Consider the following 24,317-nt stretch of genomic DNA (forward strand, 5'->3'; position numbering starts at 1 on the left):
TTACATCCCCATTTTCAGAAACCTTAACATCAATAGTTCCGATAATAATTTTCTGACCAAAACCTAAATCAAAAGTTACATTAATTTTTGATTCCGTACCCTTTGCTAAATTTTCAATTTTAATGGTTCCATCTGATTAAATTGAAGTTCCTTCTGATGAAAATCCTAGTTTCGAGATATTTATTACTGGATTTACTTTACCATCTGGAGTTCTTAACACTATAGCTTCCTGTGATTTCACTGACACAGTTTCAGTTCCATCAACTTCTTTTGTTACCTTTGTTTCTATACTTTCGACTTCCTTACCTGTTTCTGGATCTATAACAGTACCTTTTGAGATTATTTCAGGTGGCGTCGGTGTGTGTCCGTCTGCTGTTACTGTTACATTTGCTGTCGTTCCACTGCAAAGTGTCTTTAACCCATTTACATCTACTGCTACCACACCTACATATAAGTTTTCTCCTGCTGTCCAGTCAAAGGTAGCTGTCTGTATTCCTTTTGCTATACTTGTTTTTCCTGCCACTGTATCACTAATTCCTGGTGCTGATCCTGCCTTTGCTACTATTTCATAGTGATCTACTGTGACTGTCCCTGAATCTGTCCAGCTTACTGTTACACTGCTCTTTCCATCATCATTTACTCCATTATCTGCACTTGTTGGCTGGTTTACTGTAAATGCTGCTGGTACTATTGGTGAATTTACTGTTACTGTATACGTCACCTTTGTTGTTCCATCCTCTGCCGTCACTACTATCTTGTCTCCGCTTACTACTGGATCATGCAATCCTGTTTCATCAAAGCTCTCATGGGATTCTCCCTTAGTCAGTGCTGCTACAAAATCTGATTTTGTCGTCCCATATGGTACATTTGTTATTGTTTCATTTGATGTGCCTCCTGCACTTACCGTATAGCTTCCTGATGTTACCGTTGCTATCGTACTCTTTGGTGCTGGTTTTACTGTAATTGTATACGTCACCTTTGTTGTTCCATCCTCTGCCGTCACTACTATCTTGTCTCCGCTTACTACTGGATCATGCAATCCTGTTTCATCAAAGCTCTCATGGGATTCTCCCTTAGTCAGTGCTGCTACAAAATCTGATTTTGTCGTCCCATATGGTACATTTGTTATTGTTTCATTTGATGTGCCTCCTGCACTCACTGTATAGCTCCCTGATGTTACCGTTGCTATCGTACTCTTTGGTGCAGCATTCACTGTAATTGTATACGTCACCTTCGTTGTTCCATCCTCTGCTGTTACCACTATCTTATCTCCACTTGCTACTGGATCTGATAGCTCTGATACATCCCAAGTCTGGCTTGCATTTCCTTTTGTCAATTCCGATTGAAATGCTATTTTTGATGTACCATATGGTACATTTGTTATTGTTTCATTTGATGTGCCTCCTGCACTTACCGTATAGCTTCCTGATGTTACCGTTGCTACCGTGCTCTTTGGTGCTGGTTTTACTGTAATTGTATACGTCACCTTTGTTGTTCCATCTTCTGCTGTTACCACTATCTTGTCTCCGCTTACTACTGGATCATGCAATCCTGTTTCATCAAAGCTCTCATGGGATTCTCCCTTAGTCAGTGCTGCTACAAAATCTGATTTTGTCGTCCCATATGGTACATTTGTTATTGTTTCATTTGATGTGCCTCCTGCACTTACCGTATAGCTTCCTGATGTTACCGTTGCTATCGTACTCTTTGGTGCTGGTTTTACTGTAATTGTATACGTCACCTTTGTTGTTCCATCTTCTGCCGTCACTACTATCTTGTCTCCACTTACTACTGGATCTGATAACTCTGATACATCCCAAGTCTGGCTTGCATTTCCTTTTGTCAATGCCGATTGAAATGCTATTTTTGATGTACCATATGGTACATTTGTTATTGTTTCATTTGCTGTGCCTCCTGCACTTACCGTATAGCTCCCTGATGTTACCGTTGCTACCGTGCTCTTTGGTGCAGCATTCACTGTAATTGTATACGTCACCTTTGTTGTTCCATCTTCTGCTGTTACCACTATCTTGTCTCCGCTTACTACTGGATCATGCAATCCTGTTTCATCAAAGCTCTCATGGGATTCTCCCTTAGTCAGTGCTGCTACAAAATCTGATTTTGTCGTCCCATATGGTACATTTGTTATTGTTTCATTTGATGTGCCTCCTGCACTTACCGTATAGCTTCCTGATGTTACCGTTGCTATCGTACTCTTTGGTGCTGGTTTTACTGTAATTGTATACGTCACCTTTGTTGTTCCATCTTCTGCCGTCACTACTATCTTGTCTCCGCTTACTACTGGATCATGCAATCCTGTTTCATCAAAGCTCTCATGGGATTCTCCCTTAGTCAGTGCTGCTACAAAATCTGATTTTGTCGTCCCATATGGTACATTTGTTATTGTTTCATTTGCTGTGCCTCCTGCACTTACTGTATAGCTTCCTGATGTTACTGTTGCTACATTTGATGCTGTATGTCCATCTGCTGCTACTGTCACATTTGCTGGTGTACCAGTGCACAATGTCCTTAACCCATTTATATCTACTGCCACCACTCCTACATATAAGTTTTCTCCTGCTGTCCAGTCAAAGGTAGCTGTCTGTATTCTATTTGCTATGCTTGTCTCTCCTGGCACTATATCACTAACTTCTGGTGCTAATCCTTCCTTTGCTACTATTTCATAGTGGTCTACTGTGGTTGTTGCTGAATCTGTCCAGTTTACTGTTACACTGCTCTTTCCATCATCATTTACTCCATTATCTGCACTTGTTGGCTGGTTTACTGTAAATGCTGCTGGTGGAACTGGTTCTACAACCGATGAATTCCTTGGAAATGGGGTGTTACATACAACAAAATCACTTGCATTATCATCTGTATCCCACCCATTTCCATTGCCACTACCGATATATGGCGTACTGCCATCATTTGCCTTACGTAAAAGACTCTGAGTAACAGATTGCGTCGGAGCACTATTTCCTTCTGAATAAGAGTACTTACCAATCCCATACCCTACTGCATCAATAATATTCGCACTTCTTGGACTTCCAGTTATATCAGTAAATGTTAAAGCATCTTGTGTATTAGCAAGAATAACTTTTTGCTGAGATGTATTTATTTTAAAATTATATAACACATCTTCTCCTACAGGTATATCTTGACCAACACTCCCAGCAATCGCTGACACAATTAAATAATATCCATGTGCTTGAATAGTACCAGTAAGGTTTATTTTAACACTATTAATAGATTTATTCTCCTGACATTGGAGGGACCAGGTAGATAAATCTACACTGGAATTTGTAGGATTATATAATTCTACAAATTTACGATTATAGGTTGGATTACCTACATCCAAACCTCCTCCAGCATAAATTTGGCTAATCACAACATGATTTGCCAAAGCTGCATACACTTTATTTCCTCTACTAAAAGGCACGCCCCACATGATTCCTACTAACATACATATGACCTGTATTAATGAAATTAATCTTTTCTTAAATACATTCAAAATTTCTACTCTCCTTTACTAAATCTACTTATAGTTTCCATATTGAAATTACCCTTAATCGTCGAAACCTCAGGACGTACAAAATCCGTCTGTATATCCTATCTGTTATAAGACACTTGCACTTAGCTCAATTAGATTTCGCATCAAGAAAAGCAAGCCTGATAATAGTACGCTTCTTGATCCCCATCAAGTGGAAGCATTGGAGTCATAAATATATGAAAAATACCAACTTTCTCTTGCTCTATCTTATATGTGCCTTGATTTATAAATATATCTTTCTTTCTTTTAAAAATAAGGGTAAATGGATCTCTTTTAGCATTAGACATCTTATATTTTCCCTCTGAAACCTTCACTAGAACAATTTCAAAAAAATTTTCTTCGTCATCAGAAACCTTGAAAATATCACCTACACTAAAAGTCTTATTTGTAAAGGCGCCCAACATTATAATCTCTCTCCTCGCTATCAACATTATTAATCTCTTGAAGGATACAAGCCCTGAAGGGCAATAATGTAATTCATAGCAACATATGGAGACATCGTGTTAATAGACTGTCCAGCACCTGTTGCAGCAGTAGTCCCACCGATAGTACCTAATGTACCTGTTACTGCAGCGGATGGTATATTTATTGTACCTCCTGGCATTTGCACATTATCTCTATCGCCAGAAGCAGGCTCCTTATATATAGGTGTACTATTACCACTAGTTGGATCTTGTGTCAACGCAAGATAGGTTTTATCAGTTGGTGTAGTAACAGTTGCTGTATTAGGACTTGCCGGAATAGTGTAAGTCCCAGTTCCAGCCGCTGTACTCAAGTTCATTCCTTGTGTCTGTGCAGTAAAAGTATGGTTATGAGGCGGCAAATTATCAGTTGTTAATTTGACTGCAGACAACCCTCCATATTGTCCCAATGTAGAAGTTATCCTTCCATAAATTGTTGGAGTACCACAACCAATAGGTACAGCACCACGAAGATCCGGCAGTGCAAAGGTACTTGACCCATTTCCTCCATAATTAGTACCTAGTATCGAATATAGTGCCGTATACTGACTGATTTGGAGCATCTGCCCCCAACAAAAAGCCCACCCTTGTGGTGCAAAAGTGCCTGCAAATAATACAATTGATCCTATATAAGCTTCATCCATTTTGTTAATCTCCTTCCATTTTATTTATTATCTATAATCAAAGGCATAATTAAATACACCTGATTACCAACATTAGTAAATTAAATTATATATTGCATTTCATAAAAAATATTATTATTTTCAGTAATTTTAAAACCAAGTTTCTCATAAAATAAAAAAGCTTTATTATTAAACCAAATTACTTGAAGACTTAAATTTTTTCTTTCTTTTATAGCGTTCTCAATTATTAATTTCATAGTTCTCCTTCCAATACCTTGATTTCTATATTGCTCTAAAAGTCCTATTTCCAAAATACGATAGTTAGCCTCTCCACGATGTAAATATAACCTTCCTACCGATTCATCATTCAATTTTACTATATAAAATTCAGCCTTAGGATACATTCTCGCTAACTGCTGCTGCTGTATTTTAAACTGTTCTACTATAATATCTTCCTTTTTTTCTTCACTTAAATTGCTTATAAAATTTAATTCTGGTCGACCTTCTTTAAAAACTTTTAATAAAAATTCATAATCTTTTGGTTCAGCAGGACATAATGAAATACTATTACTTTCATTTTCATTCGTAGTTTCTTTCATTTTTATATAACCATCCTTTCGTTTAAGTTACAAAACATCATGGAAAATTTCTTTCAAACTTATTTTTCCTTCCATATCTAATTAATTAATTTATGCCTGAATCCTGGAATTTCATTAATAACATATTGAAAATTTACTTTCTTTACATTATCACCATTACCTATATTCATAATTTTTAAAGGTAATGTTAATGAACACTGTAGATATGATAACCTTTCTTCTTCAAAAACTTGTATATTGGTAAACAAATTTAAATTTTTATATCTTTTATCAGCATCAGATGGAATTTCAACTTCAACCTCCTCAAAAAAGTATTTTCCTTGCATTTCCATCCTTGCAGTACTCTTATTTAGTTGAAATATTTCATTTAAATGGTAGCAATAATCCTTATCTGCTCCTTCTACTCCCATCATTCTATCCATATCTCTTTTAGTGTCTAATAATCCTGCTTGAATAACTACATTTTCTGGTATTAGAATTCCATCTGGCTCCATTTGAGGGACTAAATTTAAAGTTATAGCAACTTGAGGTTCTTTCTGAAGTGCTCTCTGCATAGTTTCTGTAACAATCATATGAATAGGTTTGTCTCTATCTACCTTATATTCAGCTGCATCACATTGAACTATCTTCTCAACATATTCCTCAACTTTAAAAGTTTTAATCACCTTTTTAAGATTTTCTACACTACGTAAATTTATTTCAAGTAAAGTAAATCCAACCTCACTGCTAGAAAAAATTGTGGTCAATGGCAGCATTAAAGTGGCAAATGGTCCTGTACCTGCATATAATATATTAATCTTCCTATTAGGGAATTTTTCTTTTGCACATTTCATTCCTAAAAATACTCCACGGACAAATTTCTTTGTTCTCATAAATTCTTTTATACACATTCCTGCCCAAACTGTTCCTATTGCCTTTCCTTTTGGTAAATAGTAATCCTCCCTACAAGCTTTATCATCTTCCTCTAAACCAGATACAGTTACAAAAAGATGGTATAAATCATCTGCAGCTTTTTTTATTTCTCCATAATTGTCTTCTTTTTTAAGCAGCAATCCTGTAATTCTTTTTAGTTCTTCTTTATAATCTTTCATAAACTACCTCTTAATATTTCTTTAAAAAATTATCAAAATACAACCTCGTATACAATTTATAATTATGGCATACAAAAATTAATATACATATACTCCTTTTGGAGTATTTTTTATATAAATTTTAATAAAGTAACTATAATCAAGATTATTTTAATCATACTCATAATTATGAAATATACTCTTTTATGCTTAATACTATATATATATTCTGCTAAGCGTATTTTTATTTAACGTCATATCTACTGTAATGATATTCTCTAGATACTATAAAACGGTTTTACCATTAATTTCTTGGCAATTATATTTATAATATTGGGTATTTCTTAAAAAAAATTAGCACAATTTTCTTATTTAATAAATTATTAATTATTTTTTTAATATAATAATATATTTTTTATATTATCTCGCATATAATTTTTATCACTTTCCATTTACTATCTAAATAATTCTTCTATATATACTTCAAAAGAAACCATATCTACCGTTTAATATCGTAGGTTCTATCAGAACACTTGTTCTGTAGTAAAAAATGAGTTATAATTAATTCATAGAAATGCAAAGATTGGTGATGAAGTATGGAAATAGGTGAAAAGTTAAGAATTTTATCTTCTGCAGCCAAATATGATGTATCTTGTTCATCTTCCGGCTCAAATAGACATTCAAAAAAAGGTAATCTTGGTTCAGCTGATGTAAGTGGTATATGCCACAGTTTTACTCCAAATGGACGGTGTGTATCCCTGCTTAAGATACTTCTAACAAATTGCTGCATATATGATTATGCCTTAAACAATATTCATCTATTTCCTGTTGAAATAAATAAGGCTCCTTATATAACATTCTTATAAGGGTTCCTGGGATTGGTATACGAGGTACACATAAGATAATAAGTGCTCGCAGAATTGGTTTATTGGACTTTTTTGATCTAAAAAAACTTGGCATAGTCATAAAAAGGGCTCAATATTTTATTACTTGCAAAGGCAGATATTATGGAGCTGTGAAATTTGATGATATTCGCATCAAGAAGGCTCTTTCTCCTAAAGTTGATTTAAATTCAATAGATAAGGGAGAACAATTAAGTTTCTTTGATAATATGAACAATTTAACTATCCCTAAAATTTCATCGAATAATAAATTGCTTTTGTTAAATGATAAGTTCACCTCAATTACTGGTGAATTATAGGAGGTTGTGTCTTGAAAGAATATATATATGATGATACTTTTGAAGGTTTACTTACAGCTATTTTCTATGCCTACAGCTGCAGAGAATCTTGTATCATAACAAAGTCAAAAGACTATATACCTTCATTTTTCAATGAAATTTTAAATATTTCAATTGAGTACGATAAATTTGATAGAGTTTATAAGAGCATCATTAAAAAACTTAATAGAAAAGTTTTAACAAATATTTATTACTTATATCTTTGTGGAATTTCAGATTCCAGTTCTATTTCTTTAAAGTATCTTAAACTTTGCTATAAATATGGTACAAATATTAATTTAGCTAAAAATAATGATATTATAATTTTAGTTGACAAGTATACTAGAAAAGTTACTTCTGAAGCTCATAACTTCAACGGATTTGTAAGATTTAAAGAAATAGCACCATTAAGTTTTTATGCTCCTATAGAACCTGATCACAATATTTTACCATTAATACTCAATCATTTTACAAAAAGATTTTCCGATCAGAATTTTATAATTCATGATTTAAAAAGAGAACTGGCAATCATATACAACAAAAAGACCGCTATCATAACTGAATTTAAAAAGGAAGACGCTAAAATTTTAAACTCAGCAGATGGCAAATTTGAAACTCTTTGGAAAACCTTTTATAAATCCGTCAACATAGAAGAACGTAAAAATTTAAGGCTGCGCAGCCGCTGCATGCCTAAAAGATATTGGTCTCATCTTACAGAATTTAAATAATAAAGTATATTTTCACAACACATTCAAAGTCTATATTCATATAAAGAACACTACCTGCAAAGCAGGTAGTTACAAGTGCTGACTTTGTAAATCCACTTGCAAAGTTTAATCCATTGATTTTATACTGTTACTAATTCACTAGCAATACTGCTTATAGCTTCATCCACAGAAGAAAGTCTCTTCTTTTCTTCAATTATTTGTTCAGAGGCTGAAACAGAATACGAAGCTGTATTGTTCACTGATTCAGCTACATTTTTCATGCAAGTAGATATTTTCTCCGATTGCTCCGACTGTATACTTGATTTTTCAGCTATGTACTCAATTCTTTTATCTACTTTTTCAATTTCCTCAGTTATTCCCATTATTCTTTCGAGTGTCCTTTCGGAGGCGTCTACACCGTCTTTAATTCTTTCTTCGGACACCGTAATTGCTTTTAATATATTACCTGTTTCCTGGCCTATTTGTTGTACAAGAGTATTAATATCCATTGTTGCAGTCTTTGACTGCTCTGAAAGTTTCTTTACCTGATCCGCTACTACTGCAAAGCCTTTACCCTGTTCACCTGCTCTTGCCGCTTCGATTGCTGCATTCAACGCTAAAAGGTTTGTTTGTTCCGACACCTGATTTATAAGATTGACTATATCTACAATCCTTTTTGTTGAATCATTCAGTCTTGTCATCAGACTAAAAACATTTCCTGATGAATCTGAAATGTCTTTTACTATATCAGTAATATTATTAACTAGTTTCTCTCCACTCTTTGTCTCTTCTTTCATTTTTAGACTCAATGACTTTGTCTCACAAACAACATCATTTATGATTTTTGCGGATTTCATCAATTCATCAACATCTCCTAAAACTTCTTCTAATGTTGATGAATTCTCCTGAGCATTAGCTGAAATACCACTAAGTTGAGAAGATGCACTTTCCATGCTAACTTTAGCTTCTTCAAATGCATGTGTAAGATTCTTAAGCAAATTACTAAGGTCATATTCCTTCTCAAGAGATTTTGCAAAACCCACTGCACCGATACATTTTCCATCTTCATCTCTTACAGGAAAGGTTACAGCCTTGAAAGGAAAACCATAAACATGTTCTGGTACTATTTGGCAGACTATTCTATTTTCACTTACTGTCTTATGTAGTGGATCATCTTTTGGCACATCCTCTCCAGTCTTAATGTCTGCAACCATCTTATCTCCAGGAAAATAGCCAAGAAATTTTTGGCCATCCATCAAACAAACCATGACATCTTCCTGTATTATTTCTTTTAAGTTAGGAAGTACCATCAAATAATTTCGATAAATACCTTTTGTTGATGAGAAAATCATAAATAACATACCTCCATTTCTATACATAACTTTTAATAAATATGTTTAATAAATTATATCACAGATTAAACCATTTATTTTGAGTAAAAACTATTTAATTCTATAATTTTCGACAGAATTATACTCTTATATGTATATTACTTAGCTGATTCCAAAATAACATTTGTAAAATTCAAATAATGAAAACTCTCTAAATTGTTTTGGACTTATAAGACTAGTGGATGAAACTGGATCTGCAAATCCAATAGATACACCTAACTTAGACACTTCATCTATATATCTATTATTACATTCTGCTATATAACTACTACCCCAGGGGTGCAAATACCGATCCTTGTTTTGAAACTAAAGCTTCTTTTGTAATTTTAATGAACTCATGACATGCCTTTGTTATATAATCTCCTTTTCTATAAGCTACAGCAAGTATGAAATTTATGTCATCTATTAAAAAATAGTTCTTGTAATTGTTTGTGTTAAAAAACCTTATTACACTTTCTGGGACTAAGGTAAAGCCCATACCTGCATTTGCAAGATTATATTCAGTATCAATATTTCTAGTTTCAATAAGAATATTAGGTTCAAATTGTGCACGTTTAAACAATTCATCTGCAATAAATCTTATTCTATGCCCTGGTTTTATTAGGATGAATTTTTCATTCTTTAAGCAGATGAAGTCGAACTTTTGCCTTTTTTCAAGTTCTATAAGAGAGCGGGTATGCTGTCCAGGAGGAGCTACTAAAAATACCCTTTCAATTGATATAGGTTCATATACTATACGACTATCTTGTATTGGTAAATGCATAATGGCAATATCAATTTCTCCTGCAAAAGTTAAAGTAAGAGGGCTTGTAGATCTGTCAAATAGTTTTACTCCTAATTGTTTTTCCAATCTCATAATATACTCACTTAAGGATGGTTGTGATATATAAAGTTTTTTTGCTGCTTTAGAAAAACTATTTTCTTCTGCTATAGCTATTACATATTCTAATTGATGAAAATTCATAGTAATAAGATTCTCTCTTTGTACGAATTTTAATTTATTAAGTTAAGTCATTATAGTATTATTCAAATAATATTATTGAATTTATAATAGACTTGAGTATTATTTGATACAATATAAGAGGTAATATAACATGAAACTAATATCAAAATTAAACATTACATTTTCTGCTCTTAAGCATAAAAACTTTAGATATTTTTGGACAGGGCAGTGCCATTTCATTTAAAGAATATTGAAACTTGTAGTAACATTTAATACCAAAGATGAAATACTTGAAAATGTAGACATATTAGTAGAAGGTCCAAAAATCACTTCAATAGGTAAGGAACTTAGTGTACCTGATAAAACAGAGCTAATAGATTGTACCAATCTTGTAGCTTTACCTGGATTTGTAAATATCCATCACCATTTTTAACATATTATCAATACTTTAAAAGTCCTATAATTCTTTATTTATTCAAGTTTTCTTACATTAAATCATTGTTTTAATCGACCTTTTTTTAATTTATGTAATTAATTTTTTATTTGGTTATAGACATACTAAAAACCCTCAAGTACATCACCTATACTCAAGGGTTCTACTCAACTATATTTTCTTTTTTCAAATTTTAAACTTATTCATTTCTTCTATCATTTGGTTAGTCATATTATTGAGCACTTGTGCTGAAGAAGCCACTTCTTCTGTTGAAGCGTTCATCTCCTCTGATGATGCTGAAATTTCTTCTGATGATGATGAAGATTCCATTGAAATTGAAGATAATTCATCTATTCTAGTCAAAATAGTTTTCTTATCATTTTCTATATTCTCAGCGGAACTTTTAACTGTTTCAATCTTAGGAATTACTTCGTCCACTGCTTGTACTATTTTCTTGAAGGATACTATTGAATTACCTACAATTTTAGCTTGATTCATCATTTCATCACTCATCATACCAGATTCTCGAACTATAGTGTCAGCATTCTTGGATATTACATTAATTAATTTGCTAATGTTTTCTGATGAATCTTTTGATTGTTCTGCAAGTTCTCCTATTTCCTCTGCAACTACTGAAAATCCTTTTCCCGCTTCTCCTGCTCTAGCTGCTTCAATATTAGCATTTAATGCCAATAAATTTGTTTGTTCTGCAATACTATTTATTAAACTTGTGATTTCATTTATTTCATTTATATCTTTTCCAAGTGTCATAATTTTACTATAGAATTCTTTAAATGAACTGCTCACATTTATTACCGACTGATTTAATTCATTCATTTCCCTACTACTATCATTTGCCATTAAACCTATCGCTCTAGAATTTGAATCTACAACCTGTATTTCCTTAACTATTCCAGATAATTTTTCACTAAATTCATTAAGAATATCGGTTATATGTATTAGATTTTGTGATTGATTACTTGTTCCTTCCGCAACTTGAGATATTGCTTCTGTAACATTCTGTGATACATTTGCTATTTCTTCTGAAATATCCGATAAGTTTTCTGACTGCATATTAATATTTGAAGAATTTTCTTTTATTTTTTTAATCATGTTTTTTAATGACTCCTGCATTACTTTCATTGAATTCGTCATATCTCCAACTTCATCTCTTGATTTCAAATACTTAGTAGAAATTTCTCCACATAAATTGCCTTCTGCCAATAATTTCAAATGGTTAGAAGTTGATCTTATTCCTTTAGATATATTATTAGCAATTACAAAAATTACACCAAGTCCTATTAGTATAAATATTATGGATGATGCCATAACAAAAACTTTTAAACTGCCTAGTTCTGATAGTATCTCATTTTGTTCTACTTCAACCCCTACAGACCAGTCTGTTCCATTTACCGGAGCATAACCAATGTATTTCTCTGTTCCACCATATTTATATTCACCCATTCCTATATGCCTAGCAATCATTTTATTTTCAATATCTGCTAAATATTGCAAGCTTGAATCTTTTTTTGACTCTTTAATCATGTTTTCCATTTTTAGTACTAAATTTCTATCCTTATTGGCAATAGTAGTTCCCACTTTATTTATCATAAATCCAGTTCCTGTTTGTCCAAATTTAACTTGATCAGTTAAACCACTTAATTTATTACCATCTCGTGCTTCAATCAATACTCCCACAATTTCATTATTGCATTTAATAGGAACTGCATATAAAACAACAATCGTTTTATCAATTATGCTCACTGTTGGATCTGTTACATTACTTTTACCCAATAGTGCTTTTTTAAAATAATCTTTATTTTTAGAAATAGCACTTCCCCCTTGGGTATTATGTGAATTTCCATCCGTATCTACAATTGCCATCCTAATACTACCAATTCTTTTGGATTCCTGTAAAAGAATTGGTAGTTTTTTTTGCCAAGGAATGTTAGGATCTTTTATATCATCTCTCGCAGCAATTGTCCCTAAAGTACTTAATTCACCATCTATCCTTCCTTGAATATTGCTTGCAGCTTGCTCTGCAATTTTAGGTAAAGTCTTTTCTAAATTAGACTTTAATGCATTTGATGAAGTCGTAAATGAAATTATGCCTAGCCCTATACATATAACTCCTATTAATAATGTAAAACTTGTCATTAATTTTGTTTTTATACTTTCCATAATACCTCTCCTTAGTAAAAATTAATACTTAAAAATAATTAATCATCTTCTATTGCTTAGTGACAGTTCAGTTACATCGCATATTTCGTTATAGCCTCTATTTTGAAGTAAAAAAGGATTTTTTAAGACAACAACGCTCAAGCTTTACGGCAAGGTACATGGCAATAGTTTCAAAATGTTTACGCATAAATGCTGCTGACATTTGATATCCACATTGATTTTTCTTCTTTAAGAAATATGCTTCAATTATTTTTTTGCTGTACTACTGTGGAAACTTATTCACATTAATTAATCTTAGTTTGTACGAAATTTAGGTAATTACATAAAACTGCAGCACCTTTTAGTCCTCATCATCCTTATAATAGTTAAATTTCCAGATAAAAATAAAAGGAAGGCTTCCTGTAGATAAAGTGCTTCCTTTTATTTAAAGATTTGTTTTTGAACTTGTTCAGATGATTCATAACGTACATCTTGAGTAAGCTCTCTAATATTCTATAGAACGATTTCACTACTGCATACAATTCTAAACTGTACCAGAAACACTCCATTCTAGGCAGTAGCACCACTTTATATGTATAAATAAAATTAATATATACTAAAGTGCAATCTTTTAATAATTAATTAAACTAATTTAATCAATTAATTTACAATATTACATTAAAAACGTTTTATATAGTATAGTTATAAATAGTACCTTAAATAATAATGCAAATGGATAAGTTGCACCATATCCAGTAGCCGCCTCATCACTACCTATTGCATCAACAGCAGCTCCCAATCCAGGTGTTGAAGTCATTCCTCCACATATAGATCCTGCTAATATAACCCAATTTAATTTAAATATGTATCTTCCAACTAAGAATCCCATTAAGATAGCTACACAGACTACTATCAATCCCATAAGAGCTAACATTGCTCCTGCTCCTGCAAATATGGTAATAACATTATATCCATAACTTAAACCAACTGTTGCTAAGAAACATACTAATCCAAACTGTCTTATTGCTCCTAATATTTTTCCATTCATTCTGAAGCTAATCATACCTATTTTACCTACGTTACTGAATACAAGAGCACTTATTAATACCCCTCCCGGCGTACCTAATGAAAACTTTCCTAGTTTTCCTAAACCAATATTTATTGATCCTATAAAGTATCCTACAAAACACACTAAGGCGAATGCAGCAAGATCAAAACCAATTTCTTTAATATTTCCCTTTTCACTATCAGCAGCAACTTCGCTCATAGCTGATGAAAACATTTCTTTTTCTTTTTCTATATCTATTCTAAAAAGTTTAGGAAGAATAGCCATAGACAATATAATTGTTACTACACCAAAAGGAAATGCTGCTGTAAATCCTGAGCTTACATCTGATTGGACAGCTTTAATAATTGATGATTTTTGTTCATCTGTTAACTTAGTAGTATTTTCTGGTGTTAATTTTCCCGATTTGTCAATCATTTTTAATACTTCTTTTTTCTGTTCAGTAGATAAAGAAGTATATGTTGATGCTATTTCATTTCCATGTCCTTTAGCAGCATCAAGTGAAGCCGCTAAACCTGGTGAACTTGTAAGAGCACCAGAATATATGCCAGATACCTCATGAGAATTAAAACTTTTATTAGTTTTTAAGAATACACAAGTTAGTGCAGCTCCTGTAAATGTAATTACTAAACCTACTATAATCAGTTTAGCTCCATATTTTTTTAATACACCTTTTATATCCTTTCCAGCTAAAAGGCCAACCGCACCAATAAATAAAATAAGAAATAAATTAAAAAGGTCTTGAGATATAAGTCCCTTATTTATTGCTTGTTGTGCTGCCTTGTACACTGGAGAACTACTCTTAATATTCCTTGCATATGTTAATACTAACCAACTTAAAGCAATACCCGAAAACAATGCTCCAGAAAGTCCAAAACGAAATTGGCCAATTCTTATTTTTCCAAATAAAATTCCTAAAAATACTGCAGCAAATAGTAATACAAATGGGTTGAGTATAAAATTACTTAAATTAAACATTTTTTAACACTCCTTCGTATATGATATAGCTTTTTATTAACTTACACCATTCTATTTAAATGACAAACGATTACATTAATATATTAAGTAGTAATATTTATTACTACTTAATATTGTCCCTTGTATAAACATAACCTTCCATTATTCTACGTGCTGTTCTAACAACTTTTACACATTCAATTTTTTTTCCATTCATTTTAGCTGCTGTCTCCATGACACCACCTGGATGTCCTATTCTTACCTTTCCATTATTGATTCTTGTTATCTTATTAACTAAAGTTCCTTCAATGCTTGCTGCTGTTGTTATACATACTGCACCTGTTATCGCTAGCGCCTTATGAGGTTTTTGCATTGACATCATTCTGACAACTAAATCCATATTATCTTTACTTATTTCTTTCCCACTTAAATCTACATATTTATTAGGCATTGATATTATTGTAGCTTTTGGTACTGCTGGAGATTTCTTTGTTGCCTCATCTTTGCTTGCAAATCCACATAGTTCTGCTGCTATAGAACGTATTTCTTCTATTAATTTTAAATTATTTTCTGTAAACTCATCTGGTAACTCAGTACCTTTTAAACCAATATCATCAGCATTTATAAATACTAATGGATTTGCAGCATCAACAATAGAAATACTTATTTTTCCTACAGAAGTTTCTATGGAATCTAGTACATTTCCTGTAGGTAATAATTTTCCTGTAACTGCACCCTCTGAATTATAAAATGAAAGATAAACTGGTGATCCTGGATTAGGTACTCCAGGTATATATGTATTACCTTTTTCTTTTGCTTGTTTATTTTCAATTTCTACTTCTGATACTATCAATTTATTTGTGTTTGTATTTAATATTTTAACTTTTGCTTTATTACCATCTGCCTTTATAATACCTTCATTAATTGCAAATGGTGCAACAGCTGAAGAAATATTCCCACAATTTCCTTTAAAGTCAACCATTCTGTCAGTTAAGCTAACCTGTGCAAATGTATATTCTACATCGTAATCTTCTTTATCTGATTTTTTTATAATTGCTACTTTACTAGTCAACGAATTTGCTCCACCTAATCCATCAATTTGCTTAGCATCTGGACTTCCCATAACTTCTAAAAGGAAATCACTCCATTTATTTTTATCTTTTGGCATATCCTCATATTTAAAGAATGCACCTTTACTTGTTCCACCTCTCATAAGAGTACATTGAGTTTTATTCATTATAACTCCTCCTTAAGCATTAAATTGTCAACATTTTTTGTTTAACATTGTATACAGTATACCTGTATACAATGTCTTTGCTAACTATATCATCTTTTTAACATAATTTAATTGACCGCCGCTTATCATTACTTCTTTTTGTCTATCTGAGAAAATAACAAAAGCCTTGAGTTCAAATCCTTGAGTTTTATCTATTACAATAAACTCACCCTTACTAACTTGCTCTCTAACATTTTTAACAACCAATACATCACCTTGATTTATTTTGTCATAATCAGCCTTATCTTTAAATCTCAATGGCAAAATTCCATAATTAATTAAATTATCATGATGTATTCTTGCAAAAGATTTTGCTAAAATTGCTTTAACGCCTAAATACATAGGTGCAAGTGCAGCATGTTCTCTACTTGATCCTTGTCCATAATTTTCTGCCGCTACAATAATTCCACCATTATTTTCTTTTGCTCTTTTAGAAAATGTAGGATCTATTCCATTAAATACATATTGTGATATAGCCGGAACATTCGATCTTAATGGAAGAATTTTAGCACCTGCTGGCATTATGTCATCAGTTGTAATATCATCTCCTACTTTTAAAAGTACCGCTGTATTTATTTCTTCTTCTAAATCTCCTCTTAATGGAAGTGGTTTAATATTTGGACCCCTTCTAACAACAACATCATCTGTTTTATCTTTTGGTGCAATTATCATTCTATCATCAATAATTCTTTCTTTTGTGTCTTTTATTTTACTTATAGTTTCCAAATCTATGCCATCATAATCTCTTGGATCAGTAATTACACCAGTTATAGCACTAACAGCTGCAACTTCTGGACTTGCTAAATAAACTTTTGCATCCTTTGTACCACTTCTTCCAATGAAGTTTCTATTATTTGTTCTTAAGGAAACCCCTCCTGATTGAGGTGCTTGTCCCACGCCAACACAAGGCCCACAAGCACTTTCCAGAATTCTAGCTCCAGCAGAAATTAACTTTTGAAGTATTCCATCTCTAGCTATCATTTCAAAAACTTGTTTTGATCCTGGTGCTATGCAAAGACTTACATTAGGATTTACGCATTTTCCATCTAAAATAGTTGCTGCTTTAGCTAAATCAGAATAAGATGAATTAGTACAACTTCCTATAAATACTTGACTTACCTTAACATCACTAACATCTCTTACCTTAACTACCTTATCTGGCATATGTGGTTTAGCAACCAAAGGTTCTATTTCATCAAGATTTATTTCTATTAGTTCATCATATTCAGCATCTGAATCAGCTTTAAGTTCTATCCAATCAGCTTCTCTTTTTTGATCCTTCATAAATTCATAAGTAACTCTATCACTTGGGAATACAGATGTAGTAACTCCTAACTCTGCTCCCATATTAGTTATAGTACATCTTTCTGGTACGCTTAAAGTTTCTACTCCTGAACCACTATATTCTATTACTTTTCCTACTCCATTTTTAACAGTCATTCTTCTTAAGAGCTCTAATATTATATCCTTTGCTGCAACTCCTGTTCTTAATTTTCCAGTTAACTTAACATTTATAACTCTAGGCATAACTAGAGGAAATGGCTGTCCAGCCATAGCCATAGCTACACTCATTCCACCAGCACCTATTGCTATCATACCTAAAGCACTAGAAGTAGGAGTATGACTATCTGAACCTAGTAAAGTTTTTCCTGGTCTTGCAAATCTTTCTGAATGTACTTGATGACATATTCCGTTTCCTGGCTTTGAGCAGTATATCCCATATTTTGCAGCAATAGTCTGTAAAAATGCATGATCATCTGCATTTTCAAATCCTGCTTGTAATGTATTATGATCAATATAACTTACTGAAACTTCAGTTCTTACTCTTGGTATTCCTAATGCTTCAAAGGATAAATATGCCATTGTACCTGTAGCATCTTGTGTTAGTGTTTGATCAATTTTTATTGATATCTCTTCTCCAGCAATCATTTTTCCTTCTACTAAATGTGATTTTAAAATCTTTCTAGTTATATTTTCTCCCACTATTATTTACCTACCCTTCCTAAAAATTAAAATGTTTGCTTCACTAATTGTATACCTGTATACAATTAGTAAGCCAATTTTATACTACTTTATTTTACTTGCTTTATAACATCGATAATAGTACCATCTCTATATTCAACTACACCAACAATCTTGTCACCATATTCAATTGCCTTAGGCTTTCCTGTAATTTCTTCTGCCTTTTCTCTTAACTCTTCTATAGTACATACTGGAAGCTTTGCTTTCTTAAATTTTTCAAGTAAATCTTTTCTAAGAGGATTTACTGCTATTCCCCTGTCTGTAACTACTACATCTACTGTTTCTCCTGGAGTTATTACAGTATTTACTTTCTTCACAACAGTAGGTATTCTACCTCTAATAAGCGGACAAACTATCATAGAAAGTTTTGCTCCTGCTGCAGTATCACAGTGTCCACCTGATGCTCCCCTAATTACTCCATCTGAACCTGTAATTACATTGACGTTAAAGTCTGTATCTACTTCCAGTGCACTTAATATAACTATATCCAATTTATTAGAAATACATCCATTATTATGTGGATTAGCATATAGGGATGAACTTATTTCATAGTGATCTGGATTTTCTCCTATGGATTTTGCTGCTATTAAGTCAAAGCTCTGTACATCACAGATTTTTGAAATAAGACCCTCTTTTTGCATTTCTACAAACTGGCCTGTAATTCCACCTAATGCAAAGCTGGCTTTAATATCTTTTTCGATCATCTTTTCCCTTAAAAATCTTGCTACTGCAAGGGATGCTCCACCGGAACCACTCTGGATTGAAAATCCTGGTACAAAATATCCTGAAGCTTCAATTGCTTCTGCTGCATACTGTGCAATCAAAAGTTCTCTTGGGTTCTTTGTATATCTTGTTGCACCGGATGCTATTCCCTTAGGATCTCCAATTGCATCTACCTTAACTACATAATCTACATTGTTTTGTTCTATACTTGCAGGTACATTTGGATATGGTACCAAATTGTCTGTAATAAGTACTACTTTATCTGCATATTCTGCGTCTATTTTAGCGTATCCTAGTGAACCACAAAAGGATTTTCCTGTATATCCATTGGCATTTCCATAGTCGTCACAGCTAGGTGCACCTAAAAATGCCACGTCTATTTTTAAATCTCCTGCTTCTATAGCTCTCGCTCTTCCACCATGGGAACGTATTATAATAGGTGTATCTAAAATTCCATTTGATATAGCTTCTGCAAGTGGTCCTCTAACACCACTAGTTATGATTTTAGTAACAACACCATTTTTTATGTGTTCAATTACTGGTTCATGGACACTGCTTAAAGAACTTGGTGCTAAAGTTAAGTTCTTTATTCCCATTTCAGCTATAACATCCAGCACCATGTTTAATATGTAATCTCCTGCTCTAAAGTGGTGGTGAAATGATATTGTCATACCATCCTTTAATCCTGTCTTTATTACAGCTTCTTTTATGCTCTCAAGCAATTTACTCTCTCCAGGTTTTATACTGGATATTTTTCTTGCAAATTTTTTCTTTGTTGGTTTAAAATCAAATGGTCCACCATAAGGTATCAGCTTTCCAATTCCTTCTATGTAATCTGGTATTTCTCTTCCTATTTTATTCTTAGTCAATGTCTTCTCCTCCTTCACTTACGCATATACCTGAAGCTTCTGCTAACATCAAAGCTCTCTGTGCACGTTCTATAATAGGTTTATCTACCATTTTTCCATTTAGTGAAACTACTCCAGATCCTTTTTCTGCAGCATCTTTTGCAGCTCTTATAACACGAACGGATTTATCTATTTCTTTTTGTGAAGGTGTATATATCTTATGGACAGGAGCAATTTGTCTTGGGTTTATTACGGACTTTCCGTCAAATCCTAACTGCTTTATAAGCTTTACTTCATTTATAAATCCTTCTTCATTGTTTACATCAGAAAATACTGTGTCAAAGGCATATATTCCTGCTGCTCTGGCAGCTAATAATACATGGCTTCTTCCTGCAAGAAGTTCTATTCCATCTAAAGAACGGGTTGTCTTTAAATTAGTAACATAGTCTTCTGCCCCTATTGCTATTCCCATAAGTCTCTTGCTTGCTGTAGCTATTTCATAGGCATTCATAACTCCTATAGCACTTTCAACAGCTGCCATAATTTTTGTCTTTCCAACAGGTATTCCTGATTGTTTTTCAATTCTTTCTATTTCCTTTTCTACATCTATAACATCTTGTGCACATTCTGTCTTTGGAAGTCTTATAACATCAGGTTGTGCCCTTACTATTGCCTCTAAATCTTCCATTCCAAAAGGTGTATCAAGTCCATTTATTCTTACTACTGTTTCTGTGCCTTCATAATCTATGGATTTTAGTGCATTGTATACTAAGAATCTAGCTGTATCCTTTTCATTTAGGGATACTGAATCTTCTAAATCAAACATTAGAGAATCTGCTCCATATATATGTGCATCCTTAACCATTCCTGGATTGTTTCCCGGTACATACATCATTGTTCTTCTTAACTTGTACATTACTTTTCCACCTCCCAGTTGAATTTTGTTTCTTCTGCTGCCCTCATAACTGCAGCTTGTACCCTTGCTTTTATAACACAATCTAAGGCTCCTTTGTCATTGGCACCTACAATGGCGCTTTTTACATCTAGTTCTTCTAAAGTGTCCATTATAACTTTTTTTATCTTGTCTCCAAATTGTTTTTCCACGGAACTTTTTAACTTTATAGCCACCTCATTCTCCGGATTAGGCTGTACTGATATTGTAATATCGCTGGACTCAAATGTTCCTGCTATAGCAGCTTTTTTTATTTCCATAAGTGAACCTCCTATATTAAATCTATTTATTTTGAATTTTATTAATTATCGGTATTGCCTCTTTTGAACACAAAAATCTGTAGGTAGTGTTCGGTACTAAATTTTTTACCTGTGAAAGTTTCTGCTCTTTATCAGATTTCTTACCTTATGCTGTAAATTTATTATTTCTTTTGTGCTACATCCATAACTGCTTTGGAAACTGCATCACAAACATTTCTATTAAATACACTTGGTATTATATATTCTTCATTTAATTCATCTTTCTTTACTAAATTTGCAAGTCCTTTAGCTGCAGCAATTTTCATTTCGTCACATATTTCTCTGGCTCTTACACTTAAAGCTCCCTTGAAAATTCCCGGGAAAACTAAAACATTGTTTATTTGATTTGGAAAATCTGACCTTCCTGTTGCTATAACTTTAGCTCCTGCTTTTTTTGCTTCCTCAGGCATTATTTCAGGTGTTGGGTTGGCTAACGCAAAAATTATACTATCTTTGTTCATACCTTCTACCATTTCACCAGTTACTACATTTCCAGCAGAAACACCTATAAAAACATCTGCATTCTTCATTGCATCTTTTAATGTTCCCTTTGCTAAGCCTCTATTTGTTACCTTTGCTATTTGTTTCTGAGGTTCGTTTAAGCAATTATCTCCTTCGTAAACTATACCGTTTATGTCACAAAGTACTATGTTTCTTACTCCTGCTGAAATCAAAAGCTTAGCTGTTGCAATACCTGAAGCACCAGCACCGTTTATAACAACTTTTATATCACTAATATCTTTATTTACTATTTTCAAAGCATTGTACAGGCCTGCTAACACTGCAATAGCAGTACCATGCTGGTCATCATGATATATTGGTATATCTAATTCTTCTTTTAACTTATCTTCAATATAGAAACATTCAGGTGCTTTTATATCTTCAAGATGTATTCCCCCAAATCCCGGTGCAATGTTTTTAATAGTATTTACTATATCATCAGGATCTGTAGAATCTACACATATTGGTATTGCATTTACATTTGCAAATCTTTTAAGTAACAATGCTTTTCCTTCAACTACAGGAAGACCTGCTGCTGGTCCTATATTTCCAAGTCCTAATACTGCAGTTCCATTTGTAACTACAGCTACTGTCTTTCCCTTTATTGTATACTCATATGCCTTTTCTTCATCCTTGGCAATTTCCAGACATGGACCTGCTACACCTGGTGTATAAGCTACTGCCAAATCATCACCGTTTCTCAATGGCATTGTTCCAACGATTTCTATAGTACCGTGCTTTTCTCTATGTAATTTTAAGGATTCTTCTTTTACATTCATAACCATACTTTTTTAATCAAATTGCAAAATTCCAACAATCTGATTACACCTCCTTATTTTCCTATTTCTATTTTAATAGCTACTTCTAGAATTAAATAAATTTTTTAATATATAATGCCTTTTCATTTGCTTATAATTGTATACAGGTATACAATTATAAGCAAAAAATATAAACATAAATTATTTTATATTACACTTTTATTCTTATATTTTACATCGTATACTTGTATACAATGTAAAATATAACTAGGAAAAGCTTTACTGTTTTTATAATAATACATATTTAAGAATTTTGCAATCGTTTTTTGTGAAATTTAAATATATATAGTATTTCAAGTCTAAAAATAGCTTATACTAGCCATATACATACAATTTTTAGCACATTAAAACTTTTAATAAGTTTTAACCTCAATATTTTTAAAACAATTTTGTTAGTATATTTTATCCGATGATTACCTACTCTACTACTCCAACTTCTCCAAATGTACGTTACGAGCAGCTACCTCCCTGAATAACAATTTTTCCTAAAGGATAACGCCTTCTAAGTGCTAAAGCACTAAGAATTCTGTTTCTAAGCATCAGGTGGAGTCAAAACTCAACCCGATGCTTAGAAATCTGTTTATGTATAAGTTATTTTTAGTTAGGAACCCTATTTAACGAAAATCTAGAACAACGATTATCGTGCAATTAAAAAAACCACTTATTTATGGTTTAAAAATGATTCTTACACTAGTTAAAATGCTATTTTGAATTAAGCAAAGTAACCTTCAATGTACTCTATAATGTATCTTTTTATTAACTTAACTATAACAATATGACAAAAAACACAGCCATATTTTCATTACTATTTGTACCGTTGGCAGTAATAGTTACAAAATAAAACTTAAAATAAATGAACTTCTTTTTCAATAAACTTCTTAGCATTTATAGTATGCTTTCTGCCTATTTTTTCAGCTAACTTTTCATCTTTTTTTTCAAAAGCTTCTATAAGTTCTTTATGTTCCTTCATAGCTTGCTCTCTTCTTTTATCCATAACCAAAGTAGCCTTTCTCAATTTTGATAAATATTGATAAATTTGCTTCATCTGATCTATAAGTCTTTTATTACCAGTTAAATATAGTATGATATTGTGAAATTCTCCATGTACTGACCAATATTGTGCTATATTTTCATCACCAATATACTGATCCATTTTACAAATTTTTTCTTTTAATTCGACTATCTGTTCTTCAGATATTCTAGAACATGTTAACCTAAATGCTAACCCCTCAAGTACTTCCCTAATTTGATAGATCTCTATAATATCTTCTTTTGATATTCCCTTAACAATAGTTCCTTTTCTAGGAATATTTTCAGCCAAACCTTCTATTTCTAGTTGTCTAAAAGCTTCTCTAACAGGTGTTCTACTAACTCCCATGTTTTCCGCTATAAAAGTTTCAACAAGTCTATCTCCTGGTTCAAGATTACCATCAATAATTGCCTTTCTTAATCTTTCAAAGACTATTTCTCTGATGGGTCTTAAATCTGTAACTTCAATTTTTTCAAATAGTGAACCCATATAATCTCCTTACTCAATTTAATATTTAATACCTTATCAACGATCATTTACAGTTATTATAATATATACATTTTTAAATTACAATTATTTGACGTCATTAGTTTGTGTCAAGTTCTAGTGGACAATTTCTTTATTAAAATTTTCCCATTATAAATTCAGTTAAAATCCTCCTCTCAATGA

Annotated in this window: 20 protein-coding genes and 1 pseudogene; 4 read left to right on the top strand and 17 right to left on the bottom strand. The window is 32.4% G+C overall.

The features are described from left to right. Positions 1-136: 136 nt before the first annotated feature. The 5 genes from CLJU_RS14955 to CLJU_RS14975 form a co-directional block, all read right to left on the bottom strand. Positions 137-3,511 carry a lamin tail domain-containing protein gene (locus tag CLJU_RS14955; RefSeq protein ID WP_013239670.1) on the bottom strand — a complete coding sequence of 1,125 codons (3,375 nt, stop codon included), beginning with the start codon at positions 3,509-3,511 and terminating at the stop codon, positions 137-139. 143 nt (positions 3,512-3,654) lie between these two features. Beyond that, entirely contained in the window at positions 3,655-3,954 is a 300-nt protein-coding gene (locus CLJU_RS14960; RefSeq protein WP_013239671.1) for a DUF6916 family protein, read from the bottom strand. A gap of 29 nt (positions 3,955-3,983) precedes the next feature. Further along, entirely contained in the window at positions 3,984-4,655 is a 672-nt protein-coding gene (locus tag CLJU_RS14965) for a phage tail protein (protein WP_013239672.1), read from the bottom strand. An 80-nt stretch (positions 4,656-4,735) separates the two neighbouring features. Beyond that, positions 4,736-5,233: a GNAT family N-acetyltransferase gene (locus tag CLJU_RS14970; RefSeq protein ID WP_013239673.1), complete on the bottom strand. Its 498-nt coding sequence runs from the start codon at positions 5,231-5,233 to the stop codon at positions 4,736-4,738. A 77-nt stretch (positions 5,234-5,310) separates the two neighbouring features. Further along, positions 5,311-6,324 (bottom strand): SAM-dependent methyltransferase, encoded by a 1,014-nt coding sequence (locus CLJU_RS14975; protein WP_013239674.1) that lies wholly within the window; start codon positions 6,322-6,324, stop codon positions 5,311-5,313. 575 nt (positions 6,325-6,899) lie between these two features. Here CLJU_RS14975 and CLJU_RS23390 point away from each other — a divergent pair. The 3 genes from CLJU_RS23390 to CLJU_RS14990 all read left to right on the top strand — a co-directional run bounded on the left by CLJU_RS23390 (position 6,900) and on the right by CLJU_RS14990 (position 8,250). Next, positions 6,900-7,169, top strand: a complete 270-nt coding sequence (locus tag CLJU_RS23390; RefSeq protein WP_013239675.1) for a hypothetical protein — start codon at positions 6,900-6,902, stop codon at positions 7,167-7,169. A 62-nt stretch (positions 7,170-7,231) separates the two neighbouring features. Then, entirely contained in the window at positions 7,232-7,504 is a 273-nt protein-coding gene (locus CLJU_RS23395; RefSeq protein WP_013239676.1) for a hypothetical protein, read from the top strand. Between the two features lie 11 nt (positions 7,505-7,515). Then, on the top strand, positions 7,516-8,250 hold the full coding sequence (locus tag CLJU_RS14990; RefSeq protein ID WP_013239677.1) for a TIGR03915 family putative DNA repair protein: 735 nt from the start codon (positions 7,516-7,518) through the stop codon (positions 8,248-8,250). Between the two features lie 119 nt (positions 8,251-8,369). Here CLJU_RS14990 and CLJU_RS14995 read toward each other — a convergent pair whose 3' ends face one another. From CLJU_RS14995 to CLJU_RS15000, 3 genes and pseudogenes are all read right to left on the bottom strand, one after another. Further along, complete coding sequence (locus CLJU_RS14995; RefSeq protein WP_013239678.1) at positions 8,370-9,581, bottom strand: methyl-accepting chemotaxis protein; 1,212 nt, start codon at positions 9,579-9,581, stop codon at positions 8,370-8,372. Positions 9,582-9,758: 177 nt separating this feature from the next. Beyond that, positions 9,759-9,881, bottom strand: a pseudogene (locus tag CLJU_RS23035) (methylcobamide--CoM methyltransferase); the annotation flags it as partial. Positions 9,882-9,888: 7 nt separating this feature from the next. After that, complete coding sequence (locus tag CLJU_RS15000) at positions 9,889-10,584, bottom strand: LysR family transcriptional regulator (RefSeq protein ID WP_013239680.1); 696 nt, start codon at positions 10,582-10,584, stop codon at positions 9,889-9,891. A gap of 229 nt (positions 10,585-10,813) precedes the next feature. Here CLJU_RS15000 and CLJU_RS15005 point away from each other — a divergent pair, with 229 nt between their 5' ends. Next, positions 10,814-10,996, top strand: coding sequence for an amidohydrolase family protein (locus CLJU_RS15005; RefSeq protein ID WP_029170214.1), 183 nt, complete (start codon positions 10,814-10,816; stop codon positions 10,994-10,996). A 186-nt stretch (positions 10,997-11,182) separates the two neighbouring features. Here the strand turns inward: CLJU_RS15005 and CLJU_RS15010 are convergent, their stop codons facing one another. The 9 genes from CLJU_RS15010 to CLJU_RS15050 form a co-directional block, all read right to left on the bottom strand. Further along, the gene (locus tag CLJU_RS15010; RefSeq protein ID WP_013239681.1) at positions 11,183-13,177 is read right to left on the bottom strand and encodes a methyl-accepting chemotaxis protein; all 1,995 of its coding nucleotides are present in this window, start codon (positions 13,175-13,177) and stop codon (positions 11,183-11,185) included. 652 nt (positions 13,178-13,829) lie between these two features. Then, positions 13,830-15,200, bottom strand: a complete 1,371-nt coding sequence (locus CLJU_RS15015; protein WP_013239682.1) for an aspartate-alanine antiporter-like transporter — start codon at positions 15,198-15,200, stop codon at positions 13,830-13,832. 103 nt (positions 15,201-15,303) lie between these two features. Beyond that, on the bottom strand, positions 15,304-16,416 hold the full coding sequence (locus CLJU_RS15020) for a 2-methylaconitate cis-trans isomerase PrpF family protein (protein WP_013239683.1): 1,113 nt from the start codon (positions 16,414-16,416) through the stop codon (positions 15,304-15,306). Between the two features lie 84 nt (positions 16,417-16,500). Then, the gene (locus CLJU_RS15025; RefSeq protein WP_013239684.1) at positions 16,501-18,438 is read right to left on the bottom strand and encodes an aconitate hydratase; all 1,938 of its coding nucleotides are present in this window, start codon (positions 18,436-18,438) and stop codon (positions 16,501-16,503) included. 89 nt (positions 18,439-18,527) lie between these two features. Continuing rightward, positions 18,528-20,069 carry a citrate lyase subunit alpha gene (gene citF, locus CLJU_RS15030; RefSeq protein WP_013239685.1) on the bottom strand — a complete coding sequence of 514 codons (1,542 nt, stop codon included), beginning with the start codon at positions 20,067-20,069 and terminating at the stop codon, positions 18,528-18,530. Then, positions 20,062-20,964 (bottom strand): citrate (pro-3S)-lyase subunit beta, encoded by a 903-nt coding sequence (gene citE, locus CLJU_RS15035; protein ID WP_013239686.1) that lies wholly within the window; start codon positions 20,962-20,964, stop codon positions 20,062-20,064. Before citE ends, citF begins: the two co-directional genes overlap by 8 nt. After that, the gene (gene citD / locus CLJU_RS15040) at positions 20,964-21,260 is read right to left on the bottom strand and encodes a citrate lyase acyl carrier protein (RefSeq protein ID WP_013239182.1); all 297 of its coding nucleotides are present in this window, start codon (positions 21,258-21,260) and stop codon (positions 20,964-20,966) included. Before citD ends, citE begins: the two co-directional genes overlap by 1 nt. 161 nt (positions 21,261-21,421) lie before the next feature. Continuing rightward, positions 21,422-22,585, bottom strand: a complete 1,164-nt coding sequence (locus CLJU_RS15045) for an NAD(P)-dependent malic enzyme (protein WP_013239687.1) — start codon at positions 22,583-22,585, stop codon at positions 21,422-21,424. Positions 22,586-23,462: 877 nt separating this feature from the next. Continuing rightward, positions 23,463-24,137 carry a GntR family transcriptional regulator gene (locus CLJU_RS15050; protein ID WP_013239688.1) on the bottom strand — a complete coding sequence of 225 codons (675 nt, stop codon included), beginning with the start codon at positions 24,135-24,137 and terminating at the stop codon, positions 23,463-23,465. Positions 24,138-24,317: the final 180 nt, after the last annotated feature.

It is taken from the genome of Clostridium ljungdahlii DSM 13528 (genome assembly GCF_000143685.1).
Lineage (GTDB): Bacteria > Bacillota > Clostridia > Clostridiales > Clostridiaceae > Clostridium_B > Clostridium_B ljungdahlii.